The organism is Flexibacter flexilis DSM 6793 (genome assembly GCF_900112255.1).
Lineage (GTDB): Bacteria > Bacteroidota > Bacteroidia > Cytophagales > Flexibacteraceae > Flexibacter > Flexibacter flexilis.
This window is the reverse complement of sequence record NZ_FOLE01000003.1, coordinates 167,309-184,653: the sequence shown is the minus strand read 5'-3', so window position 1 is coordinate 184,653 and position 17,345 is coordinate 167,309. Positions and strand designations below refer to the sequence as shown.

The 17,345-nt window shown below is 43.7% G+C and carries 11 protein-coding genes and 1 other RNA gene; 6 read left to right on the top strand and 6 right to left on the bottom strand.

Annotation, left to right across the window (positions count from 1 at the left end; translation table 11 throughout):
* Positions 1–7 precede the first annotated feature (7 nt).
* The 3 genes from BM090_RS07165 to BM090_RS07155 all read right to left on the bottom strand — a co-directional run bounded on the left by BM090_RS07165 (position 8) and on the right by BM090_RS07155 (position 4,113).
* Positions 8–1,039: an aminopeptidase gene (locus tag BM090_RS07165; RefSeq protein ID WP_177199860.1), complete on the bottom strand. Its 1,032-nt coding sequence runs from the start codon at positions 1,037–1,039 to the stop codon at positions 8–10.
* Positions 1,032–2,234 (bottom strand): hypothetical protein, encoded by a 1,203-nt coding sequence (locus BM090_RS07160; protein ID WP_143083908.1) that lies wholly within the window; start codon positions 2,232–2,234, stop codon positions 1,032–1,034. The genes BM090_RS07165 and BM090_RS07160 overlap by 8 nt, the downstream gene beginning before the upstream one ends.
* A 205-nt stretch (positions 2,235–2,439) precedes the next feature.
* Positions 2,440–4,113 (bottom strand): T9SS type A sorting domain-containing protein, encoded by a 1,674-nt coding sequence (locus BM090_RS07155; protein ID WP_091509949.1) that lies wholly within the window; start codon positions 4,111–4,113, stop codon positions 2,440–2,442.
* 243 nt (positions 4,114–4,356) lie between these two features.
* Between BM090_RS07155 and rnpB the strand changes: the two genes are divergently transcribed.
* The 4 genes from rnpB to BM090_RS07135 all read left to right on the top strand — a co-directional run bounded on the left by rnpB (position 4,357) and on the right by BM090_RS07135 (position 8,803).
* Positions 4,357–4,755, top strand: an RNA gene (gene rnpB, locus BM090_RS07150) — RNase P RNA component class A.
* Between the two features lie 79 nt (positions 4,756–4,834).
* A complete protein-coding gene (rlmD, locus tag BM090_RS07145; RefSeq protein ID WP_091509945.1) occupies positions 4,835–6,250 on the top strand; it encodes a 23S rRNA (uracil(1939)-C(5))-methyltransferase RlmD in 1,416 nt (471 codons plus the stop codon).
* Between the two features lie 162 nt (positions 6,251–6,412).
* The gene (locus BM090_RS07140; protein WP_091509942.1) at positions 6,413–7,345 is read left to right on the top strand and encodes an Rpn family recombination-promoting nuclease/putative transposase; all 933 of its coding nucleotides are present in this window, start codon (positions 6,413–6,415) and stop codon (positions 7,343–7,345) included.
* A gap of 51 nt (positions 7,346–7,396) precedes the next feature.
* Entirely contained in the window at positions 7,397–8,803 is a 1,407-nt protein-coding gene (locus tag BM090_RS07135) for an ATP-dependent DNA helicase (protein WP_091509938.1), read from the top strand.
* Positions 8,804–9,082: 279 nt separating this feature from the next.
* Here the strand turns inward: BM090_RS07135 and BM090_RS07130 are convergent, their stop codons facing one another.
* On the bottom strand, positions 9,083–9,319 hold the full coding sequence (locus tag BM090_RS07130; protein WP_091509934.1) for a hypothetical protein: 237 nt from the start codon (positions 9,317–9,319) through the stop codon (positions 9,083–9,085).
* A gap of 224 nt (positions 9,320–9,543) precedes the next feature.
* On the opposite strand from BM090_RS07130, the gene BM090_RS07125 reads away from it, so the two are divergent.
* The gene (locus BM090_RS07125; RefSeq protein ID WP_091509932.1) at positions 9,544–10,932 is read left to right on the top strand and encodes a POTRA domain-containing protein; all 1,389 of its coding nucleotides are present in this window, start codon (positions 9,544–9,546) and stop codon (positions 10,930–10,932) included.
* 55 nt (positions 10,933–10,987) lie between these two features.
* Here BM090_RS07125 and rnr read toward each other — a convergent pair whose 3' ends face one another.
* Positions 10,988–13,180, bottom strand: coding sequence for a ribonuclease R (rnr, locus tag BM090_RS07120; protein ID WP_091509929.1), 2,193 nt, complete (start codon positions 13,178–13,180; stop codon positions 10,988–10,990).
* Positions 13,181–13,562: 382 nt separating this feature from the next.
* Between rnr and BM090_RS07115 the strand changes: the two genes are divergently transcribed.
* A complete protein-coding gene (locus BM090_RS07115) occupies positions 13,563–15,803 on the top strand; it encodes a GAF domain-containing protein (protein ID WP_091509926.1) in 2,241 nt (746 codons plus the stop codon).
* An 84-nt stretch (positions 15,804–15,887) separates the two neighbouring features.
* Here BM090_RS07115 and BM090_RS07110 read toward each other — a convergent pair whose 3' ends face one another.
* Entirely contained in the window at positions 15,888–17,264 is a 1,377-nt protein-coding gene (locus BM090_RS07110; RefSeq protein ID WP_091509921.1) for a dipeptidase, read from the bottom strand.
* Between the last annotated feature and the right edge of the window lie 81 nt (positions 17,265–17,345).

Here is a 17,345-nt window from a genome sequence, read left to right as displayed (position 1 = left end):
ATAGATTTTATAAATGTGGGTATTTCTTTGCCAAATCCGCAAGATACAATTTCAGATTTCCGTGGTATTGCCCCCTAAATTCTGCCTCAAATTGCGTCTGATATAGTCTATATCGACGGTACGACATAAAGTAGGTATTGTTGGGCAAATTTCCCTGTACGAAATGGTTCAGGTACAACTCTGGGAAATGAAATGAAACCGTATCCAAACGCGCAATAATATTCTCAATACACAATTGTTTTAGCTGCTGTTTTTCGGCCTCAGGCATTTGCTCCGAAAACGTCGTGTAAAGGCTGTCCAGCTTGGCCGCACCTTTCAATATATGTTGTGCGTATTTTGAATAATCGGAACGATTGTTGGCATACTGTTGATATTCGTAAGTATTCGCGCCATATTTATTTCTCAAGAAACGCAACGCACCTTGCTCGCCGATAAATGTGGCCAAATTCTCATTAAATATAGTGCTGTCTTTCACGTACAAAACTTCGTGCGTGAGTTCGTGTATAATCAGGCTCGCCAAGCCACCTTCCGAGCGTTTGAGCATATTCGACAAAACAGGGTCTTTGAACCAGCCCAACGACGACCAGCCATTTACTTCTTCCACCAACACTTCATAACCTTCTTCTTTGAGCTTGGCTTCTTCGGCCAATGCCGCATCGTGGTTAAAAAAACCTTTGTACGGCACAGTGCCCACAAATGGAAAGACCCATTGCTTCGGCTTTAGTTCGTAAGGCTTGCACGCAGTAACCACCCACAGTAAGTTTTTGCCGTGTTGATCATAAAACGTAGTATAATTATCGGAAGCAGGAACGCCCAACGAATCGAACGCAAAACGGCGTGTAGCTTGCACAATTTCCAAGCCAACGCGCAGCGTATCAGGTAATTGAGGGTTAGATAAATAGTCCTCTATCGGCTTTGCGCCTTGCACAATAAGAAACTGCCCTTTGGCCTGCGAAAGTCCATAGCCTATCAATTCGCGCTGCCATACCGCCAACAGCCCCAAAATCAATAAGATTGCGAGTAAAATTTTTTTATTCACCAGTAATCGTTTTTAAGAAAAAATTCTGCCTGTAAGTTACATAAAGGCCGTGTGAAAATTCAAATTTTTTATTAGCCAAATCGTAAAAAGGCTCAAATCTTGCCGAGAAATAAACACACTTCATTAGTTTGGACTCATGCAAAAGTCTTATTATTAACAACTCTCTTGTTTTTTCGGTGGCCAAATTGGCGATGAGCGGCAAGCTCTGCCCCGACAATTGATAAAAGGTATCGCCACGCCAAGCCTGCTGCACCGACTGATACAAAGCCCCGCCACGTGTGGATAAATAACTATCACCTTTCCAGTAACTTAGCATCAGCGTAAAAGGTTTGGTATCCACCGACAAATTAGCATACAAACCTTTGCCATTAGAATATGGCAATTGCTTTTCAAATGAAAAATTATCGTAATAAACATGCGAAACATTCGCCGATACGGCACGCCAAAAACCCGAAGGTTGCAAACGGCGCGTAACGGCCAAACCAACCGAACCGTTCAGAATGGAAGTAAGTGGCTTGTCCACCGAATCTATTTGGCCGCCTCTATGAAAAACGGTAGCCTGTAAAGGTAAGCCAATATGCCACGCATTGTTGCGCAACAAATAAATTTCTGAAGCCAAACCGCCCGAAATTTCTTCCTGATACTTGCCCGCAGGGTACAACATTCGTTGCCAGTCCACCCAAGTTTCTACTTTCGCGCGGCGATGTTTATAAGCAAACTGCACGCCGTTTTCCAGACGGTCAAGCATTATTTTTTCAAAGTCATAAAGCGGCTCAATCAGACCATGTTGCAAGCTACCTTCCAAATTCCCGAACACAAACGAGAGCGAATCGCGTTGGTATTTGAGCGAAAACGTTGGCAAAATCTTCGTGTATTTGGCATTGCCAAAATCTTTCCAAATAAAAGCCCCCGCTTCTACCCGCAAATTTTCGGACGGGAAATAAATCAGTTTGGGGTTGAGCTGATAGCCAAAAAGCGTATAGCCGTCCGCTATTTTACCAAAATATTCATTGTTTTTGAAATAATTCAGGTTGCGAAAACCAAAATACAACTTGTGTGCATCAGCAGGTTTTACTTGCAAAGAATCATTGAACATGGCATTGGGCAACTGCGCCTGCGCCTGCCACGTAAGCAAACACAAACCAAGCACGTATTTGATGGTATCAAAGCGAAAACCAAAACGCAAGTATATCAATATTTTATTAATCAAATACATTAGATGCCCCGAAAGAAACGATATAGTTGTATGAAAAAAGTCTGCAAAGAAAACAAAAAGGAGCTGTAACGCCAAAAATGTATAAAACAAAGACGCAAAACCTTTATTATTGTCTAAAAAGAAGAAAAACCGCCCAAGCAAAGCTCAGACGGTTTTTACTACAAAGAAGAAACCTATAACCAAATTATCTGTTCACTACCAATCGAGTAGCGTTACGACCTTCGTTGGTAGTAATTAAAATGCTATAAATACCGTTGTTCAATTGGCTTGTAGGCAACATGATGTCATTAGAACCTACTTCATAACGGTTGGCAGGAAGTGTAAGAACTGTTTTACCAGTTACGTCCTGAACGCTTACACTCACTTCGCTGGCTTTTTCCAAAATCACGTTTACAAATGCGTCAGCAGCCGTAGGGTTTGGATATGAGCCTAATTTGATATTTTTGTTAAGTTCTGATTTTACGCTAGTGAAACCACCCAAACGTACGTTCGAGAAACTTGCACCGCTCAACAATGGAGAGCCAGTCAAAGGCAAGAAATTCGGAGCAGTAAGGTTGAATGGAGCAGTAAGTTGCAATTGAGCAGCCGTAGCCAATGTATCATTTGCATGGTTAGCTGCAAGCAACCAGCTAGCCACATAAGCCAAATTCAAAGTAGTACCATCTACAGTTGTATCCATTGCCGTAACTGTAATATCCGAAGATGCTGGAATACCTGCAAAAACAGTATTTTGGATTTGAAGCGTATCAGATACGATATTAGCACCAGTACGTTTGCCATCGGCCAACAAACCAACTGGGAAACCAGCAAATGCACTGTTATAAATAGAACAAGCAGAGTTACGACGGATATGCGCTACGCGTTTAAATTCTGAAGAAACCACTTGGCTTGTTGATGACATTGGGCCAATCAACGTTACGTTTGAGAAGAACGGGCGAGTTTGCGGAGTGCGCATTGTGCCGTTTACGTCGTTGTCTGATTCAAAACCGTTAGAACCACTTTGGTCATGTACAAGCGTATCGCGTTGAGCTACTGCAAATTGTACGCGACCTCTGAAACCGTTATCTGTATCAAAATCATCATCTTGGCCACGTGAAGCAATCAAATATTTTGCATCAACTGTACCGCCAAACCATTCGTAAGAATCATCACCAGAGAAAGAAACTTGAATGTGGTCGATTTGCGTGCCACGACCCACCGAGTACATAGACAAACCGTTGATTTCACTATTAGCAGCAGCCGTTAAAGGTTGGCCAGGGAACTCAATACGTACGTAACGAAGCACACCCGAATTGTCGTTATCATCATTACCGCCATGCTTAGCAGCAATACCACCTTCTACAGCAGCATTAGTGCCAGTAGCAATGTTGTGTGTAGCTGCACCGCAAAGCACCAAACCACCCCAGTTACCTGGCTTACGGTTCACGCCTACTGGCGCACCTGATGTAAAAATAATTGGGTCAGCAGCAGTACCGTTCGCGTTAATTTTCGCACCGCGTTTGATAACCAAAGTACCAGTACCCGAACCACGAATAATTGTACCTGGCTCGATAGTCAAAGTAAATGAGCTATCCACGTAAGTATAACCAGAAATACGATATACGTTACGAACACCACTTGCATTGTTTTTTGTCCAAGTAGTATTGCTTGTGATGTTACCCGCAGCAATTGTTACATTGTTGAATGTTGTGCCAGCATCACCAGGATACTCAGTTGTTTTTGGGTCAAAATTTGCCCAGCCTGAAGTCCAATCCGTAGTACCAAAAGCACCTTTGTAAGTAGTTGGGGTAAAGAATTGAGCTTGCGCCGCACCCAACGACAATGCAGCAGCCAAAACGGTAAGCGTAAATTTTTTCATGAGTATAAGATGTTTAGAAATTTAATTCTTTCTTTGATTATAAGCCCATTAACAACATGAACCTGTGTCTATAACACAACGGCACAAAAGTAGAACAGCAATCTGACGGCATTTTGAAGGCAAGGTTATTTATCGGTTAAAAGCCCGTCTCAAAAAATTAAGGTTGTGTTACGAAATGCGTTTTATAGTTTACATACACTTTGCAATGCGGCTTTGTCGGTTTTTTCGTGTAGTTTTGCCGCCGATGTGGGGCATCTTATCGCTGCAACTCGCCTAAGAGTTGAAGAGGAAAGTCTGGGCAACATAGGGCAACCGTACTTCCTAACGGGAAGGAGCATAAGGTCTAAAGCCTTGTGTTACAGAAAGTGCAACAGAGAAGATACCGCCTGCTTTCGGGCAGGTAAGGGTGAAATGGTAGAGTAAGAGCCTACCGCTTTGCTGGCGACAGCAAAGGCATGGCAAACCTTACGGGTTGAAAAACCAAATAGGCTGGCGCAACTCCGCTTGCGGAGGGAAAGGGCTGCCCGCTCGATGCCAGTGGGTAGGTTGATGGAGCATTGGCGTGAGCCTCTGCCTAGATAAATGATAAGACGTTTGCCTCGTGCAAACTGACAGAACCCGGCTTATCGCCCCACATTTTTTATTGAAAGTAAAGCCCCGAAATCCTTCCGCCAAACGAAGGATTTTTTTACACACTATAATATAAGGCGTTAGTTACCTCATGAGAAAAAAACAAAAACAAGTTCTTTTAGATAATATCACGGTGCTGGAAATGGTGGCCGAAGGCAAATGCCTTGCCCGCCACGAAGAAAAAGTAATTTTCATTGAAGGCGATGCCGTGCCCGAAGACGTGGTGAACCTGCGCATTACCAAACAGAAAAGCAGCTTTGCAGAAGCGCAAGTCGTAAGCGTCGTGAAACCCTCTCCCCTACGCCAACAGCCATTTTGCGAACATTTTGGTACGTGCGGCGGCTGCAAATGGCAACATTTGTCTTACGATAAACAATTGTTTTTCAAGCAAAAACAAGTAAAAGATAATCTGGAGCGCATCGGAAAAGTGGAGTTGCCCGAAATACAAGCCATTTTGCCAGCACCCGAAACGACCTATTACCGCAACAAATTAGAATTTACTTTTTCGGATAAACGTTGGCTCTCGTGGGAAGAGGTGAAGTCGGACGAAAACCACACCGACCGCAACGCCTTAGGTTTTCACATTCCGCGCCGATTCGATAAGATTCTGGACATTAATCATTGTTGGTTGCAGCCCGACCCTTCCAATGCGATTCGTTTGGCCATCAAAGCCTACGCCGAAGCGCACGATTTGCCATTTTTCAATTTATTGGATAAAAGAGGTTTGTTGCGTTTGCTCGTGATTCGGACGGCGCAAAGCACTGGCCAAATCATGGTGATTGTGCAATTCTATTACAACGACCGCCAAGCCATCGCGGGACTGATGACGCATCTGCAAGAAAATTTCCCGCAAATCACATCCCTGCAATACGTTATCAATCCGAAAGGCAACGAAACTTTCCATGATTTAGAGGTAAATTGTTGGCACGGACAACCTTACATTGAAGAAGAAATGGAAGGTTTGCGTTTCCGCGTAGGCCCCAAATCTTTCTACCAAACCAACAGCCTACAAGCCTACAACTTGTACAAAGTAACCCGCGACATGGCACAACTCACTGGCAATGAAGTGGTGTATGACCTTTATACAGGAACTGGCACAATTGCTAATTTTGTGGCACGCCAAGCCAAACAAGTAATCGGGGTGGAATACGTGGAAATGGCCATCGAAGATGCAAAAATCAATTCGCAGATTAACGGCATCGACAACACGCTGTTTTATGCAGGCGACATGAAAGACGTACTCAACGATGATTTTGTAAACGCGCACGCACGCCCCGACGTAATCATTACAGACCCGCCACGCGCAGGAATGCACGCCGACGTAGTGGCCATGTTGTTGCGCCTTGCGCCGCAACGCATCGTGTATGTGAGTTGCAACCCTGCCACGCAAGCCCGCGACCTTGCCTTGCTCGACGAAAAATACCGCGTTACAGCCGTGCAGCCTGTGGATATGTTCCCGCACACCTACCACGTAGAAAATGTGGTGGCATTGGAACGTAAGGACTAATGTTACGCCCAAGCCAACATTTATTTTATTGAATAAAATCACAGATTTTCAGTCTTTTGGGCAATCAATCCAAAAGACTGTTATCTTTTTATTTATCAGAATATTGTACCTTCACCGAACAAATTCTAAAGATAAATTGCCGTTAGATTTTTCGCCTCGCCCATGACTACGCAAGAAAAATACATCAACCCTTTCACGGACTTTGGTTTCAAGAAACTGTTTGGTTCAGAACCAAACAAAGACCTGTTAGTGAGCTTTTTGAATGAAGTGTTAAAACTTGGCATCACAGAACTTACCTACAAGAAAACAGAACATTTGGGCGCGTCGGATTTGGACAGAAAAGTCATTTTTGACTTATACTGTGAAAATGAGCAAGGCGAAAAATTCATCGTGGAGTTGCAAAAAGCCCGACAAAGTTTCTTTAAAGACCGTTCCATTTTTTACGCTACGTTCCCGATACAAGAACAGGCCGAAAAAGGCGATTGGAACTACGAACTAAAGGCGGTTTATACCGTCGCAATTCTGGATTTTTGCTTTGATGACCATTACAAAAATGATTTGAAAGTAGAAGTTCAACTAAAGGACAAGGCGCAAAACCGTGTTTTTTATGAAAAACTCACGTTTTTGTATTTGCAAATGCCCAATTTCCAAAAGTCTGAAAGCGAACTGGAAACACTGGAAGACAAGTGGTTATACTTGTTAAAGAATTTGCATAAGTTACAAAATCGTCCCGTGCGATTGCAAGAACGTGTCTTTACACAGGCGTTCGAGACGGCAGAATTGGCGAAACTGGACGCAACAGAGCGCACGGCCTACGAGGACAGTTTGAAATATTATCGTGATGTCAAAAACTCACTGGACACCGCCAAAGAAGAAGGACGTGAAGAAGGACGTGAAGAGGGCATTGAAATTGGCAAGGAACTTGGCCGCGAAGAAGGCATTGAGATTGGCAAAGAGTTAGGTGAAGAAGTAGCTAAAATCAAAGGGATTCAAAAGGCACTTTTGCGAGGCAAATTGACAATTGAAGAAATTGCCGAAGACTTCGATACACCCATCGAATTTGTACTGAAAATAAAAAACAACCCTGATTTATAAAACAATCGCCATTTCCCAACCAACTCAAAAACAAATTCTTAAAGATTCAAAATGCAAAGTCCATCGCAACTGCTACTCCAAAAATTCCCGTTCGAACCCACCGAAGGACAATTCCGACTTTTTCAGTATCTGGATATTTTTTTGTTGGACAAAGAAAATGAGTATCAGGCCTTTTTGTTGCGAGGCTACGCAGGCACGGGCAAAACCACCGTATTGAGTCGTTTGGTCAAAATCGCCTCGCGTTTCAACTATCGCGCGCACATGATGGCACCCACAGGCCGCGCCGCAAAGGTCATGAGCAGTTATTCGCAGCGCAACGCCTTCACCATTCACAAAACCATTTATCAACAAACCGCCGACAGCTATACGGGTTTGTTGTCTTTCAAACGCCAAAAAAACTATTACAAAAATACGCTGTTCATCGTGGACGAAGCATCTATGGTACAAAACGAACCCGACAATATGGGCAATGGTTTGTTACGGGATTTGGTCGCTTTTGTCTTTGAAGATAGCAGTAACAAACTCTTGATTGTCGGTGATTCGGCGCAGTTGCCCCCCGTAAACCAAAACATCAGCCCTGCGCTTGATGCCAATTATCTGCGCGACACCTTCGGCCTCAACCTCCTCGAACACGAGCTTACCGAAGTGGTGCGACAGCAACAAGAATCGGGTATTTTGCGCAATGCTACCATGTTGCGCCAACATATCAACCGCCGAGACTTTAATATTGAATTTCAAACCAAAGGTTACCGAGACATTTTCAAGATGAGCGGCGACCGATTGCCCGACGGACTCGAATACGCTTATAGTAAATACGGCCACGAAAACGTTGCGATTATTTGCCGCAGCAACAAACAAGCCGTACAATACAACAAGTTTATCAGAACCAGCATTTTAGGACGAGAATCCGAACTTGACGCAGGAGATTTGATTATGATTGTGCGCAACAATTACACTTGGCTCGACGAGACCGCCCCCGCGGGCTTTTTGGCCAATGGCGATTTTGCGGAAGTGTTGCGTGTCCGCCAAATAGAGGAAATGCACGGCTTCCGATTCGCTACTTTGCGCCTGCGTTTGCTCGATTATCCAGACCAAGAGCCTTTTGAGGCGAAAGTATTGCTTGATACGCTACATTCCGAGCAACCTAATCTTTCGCAAGCCGACAATCGTCTCTTGTACGAGTCTGTTTGCGCCGACTACTCCGACGTTGAAAACAAGCGAAGCCGTAACGAACAAATCCGCATCGACCCCTATCTCAATGCCTTGCAAGTAAAATTTGCCTACGCGCTTACTTGCCACAAATCACAGGGCGGCCAATGGAAAGCCGTGTTTGTGGAGCAAGGCTACCTCAACGACGACATGATAAACGTTGAGTTTTTGCGTTGGCTCTACACGGCCATTACACGTGCTGAGTCCGAATTATTTCTAATGAATTTCGCCGAACGCTTCTTCAAATAAGAAATGAAGTACAACTCTCTTTATCTTTTATGGTAGAGCCTGCCAAACAAAACAAACTTTATAGGTTTATAAAACAAATAAGGGTTAAATAAGACATTCTTTAGGCTTTATGAATTACTTAACCTAATTGATTCTCTGGTTTTATTGGGTTTCAAAACAATCTTTAAGTTATTAAATATATTCGGGCTTAATTTTTTTCTATTTTAATTAAAATACTCATACATCTACCCGATAGTTTTTATATTAAACCTTCCAAAAGAATTGTATATTCTTCTTTTTTTATAAATACACACGATTGTGCGTACCTTTTGCCTTCCTGAATTTACCTTTTGCCTTCCTGAACTTACCTTTTGACTTCCTGAACTTACCTTTTGACTTCCTGAACTTACCTTTTGACTTCCTGAACTTACCTTTTGACTTCCTGAACTTACCTTTTGACTTCCTAAACTTACTTTTTGCCTTCCTAAACTTACCTTTTGCCTTCCTAAACTTACCTTTTGCCTTTCTTCTCAGCACATATACACGGGCTTGTATATTCTTTAACTAATTTTCAAGCGCACCATCAAAAAGCCCTCCCCAATGGGGAGGGTTGGGTGGGGTTTTTAATACTTTGCACAGAGCTAAGCACATAATTTTGTCCTTTTCCATGCAAAACCAATGTTTTTGTGTAACTTTCTTGTAGAATGAGGCGGCGGCAATCAATAAATATTATCAGGCAAATAGCGCAATGGCTTATCTGTATGGCATTGGCGATGCCGTGCGGGGAGGTATTTGCCCAAACGCCTACCACTTGGACGGTGGACAGCATCCGCATCGAAGGCAATCGCCGCACAAAGCCGTACATTATCCTTCGTGAACTCACAGGTTTGTTTGCTGGCGATACTGTACGCGTAGATACGGCCTTACTTTTTCGCCAAAACGCCAACCAAATTTACAATACACAACTTTTTTTGGACGCACGTGTACGTTCCGTTCCCACAGCAGACAGCACAACGCACCGCCGCAACATCATCATCACGGTTTCAGAACGTTGGTACACCTTTCCTTTCCCGATTATAGAACTTGCCGACCGTAGTTTTAACGAATGGTGGTACAATCGCGGTGCGGACTTGCGCCGCATCAACTATGGCATACGTTTCACCCAAAACAATTGCAGAGGCCGCAAAGAAACCTTCAAAGCAACCTTTCAATGGGGCTTTACGCACAAGTTAGAAGCAGCCTATACTATTCCATATATTAACCGAAAGCTCAATTCGGGGCTGATGTTGGGCATTTCCTACATCACCAACAACAACATTGCATACATCACCGAAAACAATAAACTTTTATTCTTCAAAAACGATACGAAAGTAGCCCGCACGCGCTTTATTACGCGACTTGCCTACGATGTGCGCCAACATATTTTTGGTTCGCATCATGCAGAAATTGGTTGGGCAAGAAATACCGTAGTGGATACGGTGGCGCGTTGGCTTAATCCGTCGTATTTCGGCAATGGCTCAAAGGTGCAGCATTTCGGATATGTGGCGTACCGTTACAGTTACGACCGCCGCGACCGCAAGCCTTTTGCCCGAAAAGGGTTTTATTTTATTTGGGAAATAGAAAAATGGGGACTTTCCCCCAAAGCCAATGTACAGTCTGGTGCTACTCGCCTTACGTTTAGTTATTTCAAAACGCTTTCGCCCAAATGGTTTTGGGGCATACGCACCGAAGCCGAATGGCTTTTTACGCCCACACTACCCTACTACAATTACAAAACACTGGGTTATGATATGCGCGTAGTGCGTGGCTACGAAAAATATGTAGTGGAAGGCCGTGCACCTGTGCTGGTCAAAAACTCGTTTCGGTACAAATTTTTGGATAAAAACTGGCATTATGGCGGCTGGAAACGCATCCCGAATCAGTTCCGCAGTGTGCCACTCCAACTTTATTTGCAAGGGCATGGCGATTTGGGCTATGTCTATCAACCGCAACACGAAGCCATTAACGCACGCCTCAGCAACACGCTATTGGCGGGAGTTGGCGCGGGTTTGGTGGTTGTTACGTTTTATGATTTGGTTTTTCGGTTTGAATACAGCCTAAACCGACAAGGCGAACGAAATATGTTTTTTTACCTCAACACAGATATTTAAGGCACTTCGGGCGGGATTTTTTTAGTAAAAAATCCCGCCCGAAAAACTATTTGGATTAGCGGCGATGTTTGCGACCGCCTCGGTCGTTGCCACCACCCGAAGTCTTCGCGCGGGCAGGCATTTGGCTTGTTCCCGCAAACTCCAAATCAATGGTGCGCTTGTCCAAGTCCGTATTTTTTACGCGCACTTGCACTTTGTCGCCAAAAGCCAAAATACGTTTTTTATGCAACCCGATAGCGCGATAATTTTCTTTGTCGTACTCGTAATGGTCGTCGGAAAGGTCGCCAAAACGTACCATGCCTTCGCATTTGGTTTCGGTAATTTCCACATAAACCCCCCATTCCGAAATACCAGAAATGACACCGTCAAAAATTCGGCCTTCTTCCTGCATACGCATAAACTCGACTTGTTTGTATTTGATGGAGGCGCGTTCGGCTTCGGAGGCGCGGCGTTCCATGTCCGAACTGTGGCGGCATTGCATTTCCAACAAAACAGCATCGGCAGGCTGGCCACCGTCCAAATAATGCTGTAAAAGCCTGTGTACCATTACGTCTGGGTAGCGGCGAATCGGTGAAGTGAAGTGCGTGTAATGCTTAAAGGCCAAACCAAAGTGACCAATATTTTCAATCGTATAACGCGCTTTGGCCATCGTGCGCACGGCCAAACTCTGCAAAGCATCTTGTTCGGGCTTGCCTTCCACGTCGGCGATAAGGCTGTTGAGTGAGTCGGAAATATGACCCTCTTCTACACTTAATTTGTACCCAAATTTTTTGACAAAATTCGAGAACGTCTGCATTTTCTGCGGGTCTGGCGCGTCGTGAACACGATACACCATCGTATTTTTAGGGCGGTCTTTTTTCTGATTAAAGACAAATTCCGCTACTTTTTTATTGGCCAACAACATAAAATCTTCTACGAGTTTATGCGCGTCTTTGCGTACTTTCGGGATTACGGCCAAAGGCTTGCCCGTCTCGTCGAGCTTGAAGCGAACTTCTGGCGTTTCAAAACCAATCGAACCTTTACGGAAACGCTCTTCGCGAAGTTTGTGGGCTAATTCATTGAGCAACAATACTTCTTTTGCAAAATCACCTTCGCCAGTTTCCAAAATTTCTTGTGCTTCCTCGTAAGTAAAACGGCGGTCGGAGTGAATAACTGTGCGGCCAAACCATTGGTCTTTCACGCGAGCATTTTTGTCCAGCTCAAACACCGCCGAAAACGTAAATTTGTCTTCGTGTGGGCGCAGCGAACAAAGTTCGTTCGAAAGTTTTTCGGGCAACATTGGCACTACCCTATCCACCAAATACACGGACGTGGCGCGGCGGTAGGCTTCAGCCTCCAACACCGTGTTGGGGCGTACATAATGGCTCACGTCGGCGATGTGTACGCCTACTTCCCAGTTGCCGTTTTCGAGCGTGCGCAATGAAATGGCATCGTCAAAATCTTTGGCATCAATGGGGTCTATGGTAAATGTGGTTACTTTACGGAAATCGCGGCGACGTGCAATTTCTTCGGCAGGAAGTTCGGTGCTAATGGCGTTGGCTTCGGCATCAACGTTTTCTTCAAAACGAGCAGGCAACCCAAATTCGGCCAAAATCGAGTGCATTTCAGCATTATTTTCGCCTGCTTTGCCCAAAATTTCGGTTACAACGCCTTCGGGGTTGCGGATGTCGTTGCCAAAATCCATGACTTTGACGATGACCTTATCGCCGTGCTGGGCTTGGCCAATGCCTTCAGACGGAATGAAAATATCCACGTGCATTTTGCGCGTATCGGGCACGACAAAAGCCAATCGGCGATTGATTTCGAGCCTTCCGACAAACTCATGTCGGCGACGTTCCAGAATTTCGTCCACTTCCCCTTCTTGGCGCGAGCGGCGACCCGCTTTGTAGAGGCGCACACGCACTTTGTCGCCGTCAAGGGCTGCGTGCAGGTGTTCTGCATCAATTTTTATATCTTCTTCGCGGCCTTCGCAGATGATGAAAGCAAAACGCGGATTAACAAAATCCACGACACCTTCCACGTATTCGTATTGAGGCGTGGCCATAAACTGTTCGTGAGAAGTAAGAATAATGCGGCCATTGCGCACCAATTCTTCTAAAACATTGCCTAAAGCAATTTTTGCGGGCTTTGAGTGGGCTTCGAGTTTGTTAGCTAATTGCTTGAAAGTAAACGTAACTCCTTGGTTTGCTTCGAGCAGTCCCAATACCACTGTGGTATCGGGGAGTGCATTGTTTGTTTTATTTTTCATTATAACTTAAAAATTGTAAGTAAATGCCACAGAAAGACATCGGACATTTAATTGAAATAGGGTTGAAAAATGCTGCGGCTGGGACGCAAGACCTAAAACTTATATATTTTGTAAAATACTGATACTGAATATTTAAAAGTATTTTTGTGCGACGAATGTAGAATCAAGTAAAAATCAATTTGAGATAATATAGCTTTTTTTGGGAAGAAATACAAATAATTCTCATTATTTTTTTGAACAAAGCCCCGCAATACTAACAGAGAAAAGAGGTAAAAAAAATTTCAGAAACCAGTGTAAACGTATATATTGCAAGGTAATTTGGCCGTAGTGCTACCCTAATTTTTTCAAAAAACCGATATAATACCAATATTGGAAAGAGTTTATGAAAAAACGTTTCTCTAATTTTTCTATTCGGCAAAATATTTTACTGCTGTTCAGTGGTTTGCTTTTGGGTTGTTTGGTATATTTTTTTATTACCAGACATTATTTTAATGTACTTGCGGAGAGAGAGTTACAACTTGACGTAATTAGCTTTAATCGTTCTTTAGTTCAAAAAATGTTGCTTGATGCCGAACAAATCACGCAACAGAAACCCGATGCCAAAGAGAATTTGCGAACCGCCATTAACGAATATCAAAAACGTTTGAACATTACTTCACACGGCGGTCGCGACCTAAGAATCACCAACGGCATACGCCTCCACCCTTCCGAAAATCAAGACAAAAAATTATTGCAAGAGCTTGAATCTCAATGGAAACCCTACAAAGCCGAATTAGAAGTTTTGTTGCGCGAGCCGCTGCAAATTGATAGCAGCTACGAGGTAGAAACTGAAGTAGAAATTCCTGTGTCCGATTCTGTCCAAACGGATTCGGCGGCCATGCCACAATATACCACTGTTACCAAAACAGAAGTGGCCTCAATTCCGAATCCAGCGGTACGCAATGCCATGAAAACCATTGTATCGCAAAGCCCAGAACTTTTTAAAAGAACCAACAATGTAGCCAATTTCTTTTTCCGAGAATTTGAAGAGTCCGAAACAGAGTTTGAATATATTTTGATATTAGTGGTTAGTTTAAGTGCTGGCTCTGTCATCTTTGCTTATCGGTTCTTACAAAAACAACTTTTGCAGCCGCTCACACTCATCGAAGAAGCTGCCGATCAAATTTCCAAAGGCAATTTGAATAGCACAATTGAGTACTCTGCTCAAAATGAAATAGGTAAAGTATCGTTGGCTATCAACAATTTAGCAGCAAATTTGCGCAATGCAGCAGAGTTTGTAAAGAAAATCGGGGACGGCAATTTGGACACTCGACTGTCCGAAGAAAAAGAAAATAACCTGCGCGAAAATAGCTTATCAGGTGCGTTGGTGGCCATGCGCGAGCAAATGAAAACCGTAGCCGAAAACGAACGTCAACGCAATTGGACGACTGAAGGGCTTGCCAAATTCGTGGATATTTTCAGACACAATACCGAAAATCTCAATGAGTTTTCTTTCAATATTATTTCTAACATTATTCACTACGTGAAAGCTAATCAAGGTGGTATTTTCTTGGTCAATGATGACAACGAACAAGACAAACACTTGCAACTCATGGCTTCTTACGCGTTTGGTCGCCAGAAGCACAACGAACAACGCATTGAGTTTGGAGAAGGCCTAACGGGACAATGTTATTTAGAAAAACAAAGTATTTTCATTACAGAAATTCCTGAAGAATTTGTGCGCATTACCTCAGGTTTGGGCGGTGGCAATCCGCGTTGCTTGCTGTTTGTGCCACTCAAATTAGAAGATAAAGTATTGGGAGTAATTGAGTTAGCCTCTTTCCAAGTGCTAAAACCTTTTGAAATTGCCTTTTTGGAGAAATTGGCTGAAAATATCGCCTCTACGTTAGCTTCTGTGAAAATTAACCAACACACCAAACGCCTATTGGAGGAGTCGCAGGAAATGACCGAACACATGCGAGCGCAAGAAGAAGAAATGCGTCAAAATGTGGAAGAATTGGAAGCCACACAAGAGGAAATGGCGCGTAAAGAATCAGAATTACGTCGTTTGTTTGAAGATAGCCAACGCGCAGAAGAAGAATCTAAGCGCAAAAACGAAGAAATGCAGGAAAATATAGAGGCTATGCGCGCCGCGCAATTGGATATGAGCCGTTTGTCTAAGCTATACAACGAAAAAGAACAGCAATTCAACAGCCTTACTTCTCGTATTCCTGTCGTCCTTATTTCACTTAAATATACGCCCGAAACACGCCAAACAACAGTATCCTTTATTTCAGCTCCTGCCAAAACTTTATTAGGGATAGACATAAAGACTTTTACAGAAAAGCCTTATGACAACATTTGGGCGGCATTGGGTATAGATGCAGAAGCACACAAAGAGCTTGACAATGACTATTTAGCAGCCAAACCACAAGGACTTCATCTTATTGCCTATGGCCATAACTTGCAAAATCAGCAACCTCATACGCTTAAATTGGACTGGGCACCAAGTATTTTACGCGATGATACAGTGTTATGGAATGGCGTAATATCGCCAATAGATGAGCTTTGGGCAGAAAAGCAAGCGCAAGAAGAAAAAATCAAGGCATTAGAAGCCGAAATCAAAAAGTTGAAAGGAGAGTAATTTCTTCAATAATATTTCGCTCAAACAAAAAGCAAGTTCTTCATTACGAGGAACTTGCTTTTTGTTTTTTATATCAAAAGAAAATTATTTGCTTGCTGCAAAATGCTTGAAGAACAACGGAATCGTTTCGATGCCTTTGTAATAGTTGAAAAGGCCATAATGTTCGTTTGGCGAGTGCAACGCGTCCGAATCCAAACCAAAGCCCATCAAGATACTTTTTACGCCTAATTCGCGCTCAAAAAGAGCCACAATCGGAATACTTCCGCCGCCGCGTGTCGGAATTGGTTTTTTACCAAAACTTTCTTCCATTGCTGCGCTGGCCGCCAAATACGCCGACGAAGTCGGAGGCATCAAATACGGCTCGCCGCCATGATGTGGCGTAACTTTCACTTTCACCGATTTTGGCGCGATGCTTTCAAAATGTTTGGTGAAAAGTGCCGTAATTTTGTCGGTTTGTTGATTCGGTACAAGGCGCATCGAGATTTTGGCGTTGGCCTTAGACGGCAATACCGTTTTGCTGCCTTCGCCGATATAACCGCCCCAAATACCGTTGCAATCAAGCGTTGGGCGTGAACCTGTACGCTCCAAAGTGCTGTAACCAGCCTCGCCTCTTACGTCGTTGATATTCAAATCTTTTTTGTACGCTTCCAAATCGAAAGGCGCAGCGTTAAGGTCATTACGTTCTTGTTCGGAAAGAACTACCACATCATCATAGAAATTCGGGATAGTGATATGGCCGTTTTCGTCGTGAAGGCTGGCAATCATTTGCGCCAATACATTGATTGGATTTGCCACAGCACCGCCATAAACGCCTGAGTGTAAGTCGCGATTTGGCCCCACTACTTCCACTTCCAAGTAGCTCAAACCACGCAAACCTACGTCAATCGAAGGCACATCGTTGGCTATAATAGACGTATCCGAAATCAAAATTACATCCGATTTGAGACGCTCTTTATTTTCTTTCACGAAAGTACCCAAGTTAGCCGAACCGACTTCCTCTTCACCTTCAATCATAAATTTTACGTTGCAAGACAGCGAATTTGTGGCCATCATGGTTTCGAAGGCTTTCACGTGCATGTACATTTGGCCTTTGTCGTCGCAAGAACCACGTGCAAAAATTGCTCCGTCGGGGTGAATTTCTGTTTTCTTAATCACAGGTTCGAATGGCGGAGAATCCCAAAGTTCGTAAGGGTCGGCGGGCTGCACGTCATAGTGGCCATACACCAACACCGTTGGCAAAGTTGGGTCTATGATTTTTTCGCCATAAACAATTGGGTAACCAGCCGTTTCGCAAACTTCCACTTTGTCTGCACCTGCGGCTACGAGTTTTTCTTTAATAAATTCGGCAGTACGCAACACGTCGCCTTTAAATTTGCTGTCAGCACTCACCGACGGAATACGCAACAAGTCGAACAATTCGCTCAAGAAACGTTCTTTGTTAGCTTCAATATATGCCTTCATAATCAGGAATGATTTTAGGATTTTCTTTGAGAAATATACTCAAAAACGTATGAGTTTTGGGATAATTAGATACTGATAATC

What these genes read in the sequence shown, in the direction of transcription:
- BM090_RS07135 (WP_091509938.1), top strand. Translation starts at nt 7,397, where the DNA reads ATGCAAAGTCCATCGCAACTGCTACTCCAAAAATTCCCGTTCGAACCC.
- BM090_RS07140 (WP_091509942.1), top strand. Translation starts at nt 6,413, where the DNA reads ATGACTACGCAAGAAAAATACATCAACCCTTTCACGGACTTTGGTTTC.
- BM090_RS07110 (WP_091509921.1), bottom strand. Translation starts at nt 17,264, where the DNA reads ATGAAGGCATATATTGAAGCTAACAAAGAACGTTTCTTGAGCGAATTG.
- BM090_RS07115 (WP_091509926.1), top strand. Translation starts at nt 13,563, where the DNA reads ATGAAAAAACGTTTCTCTAATTTTTCTATTCGGCAAAATATTTTACTG.
- rnr (WP_091509929.1), bottom strand. Translation starts at nt 13,180, where the DNA reads ATGAAAAATAAAACAAACAATGCACTCCCCGATACCACAGTGGTATTG.
- BM090_RS07155 (WP_091509949.1), bottom strand. Translation starts at nt 4,113, where the DNA reads ATGAAAAAATTTACGCTTACCGTTTTGGCTGCTGCATTGTCGTTGGGT.
- rlmD (WP_091509945.1), top strand. Translation starts at nt 4,835, where the DNA reads ATGAGAAAAAAACAAAAACAAGTTCTTTTAGATAATATCACGGTGCTG.
- BM090_RS07125 (WP_091509932.1), top strand. Translation starts at nt 9,544, where the DNA reads ATGGCATTGGCGATGCCGTGCGGGGAGGTATTTGCCCAAACGCCTACC.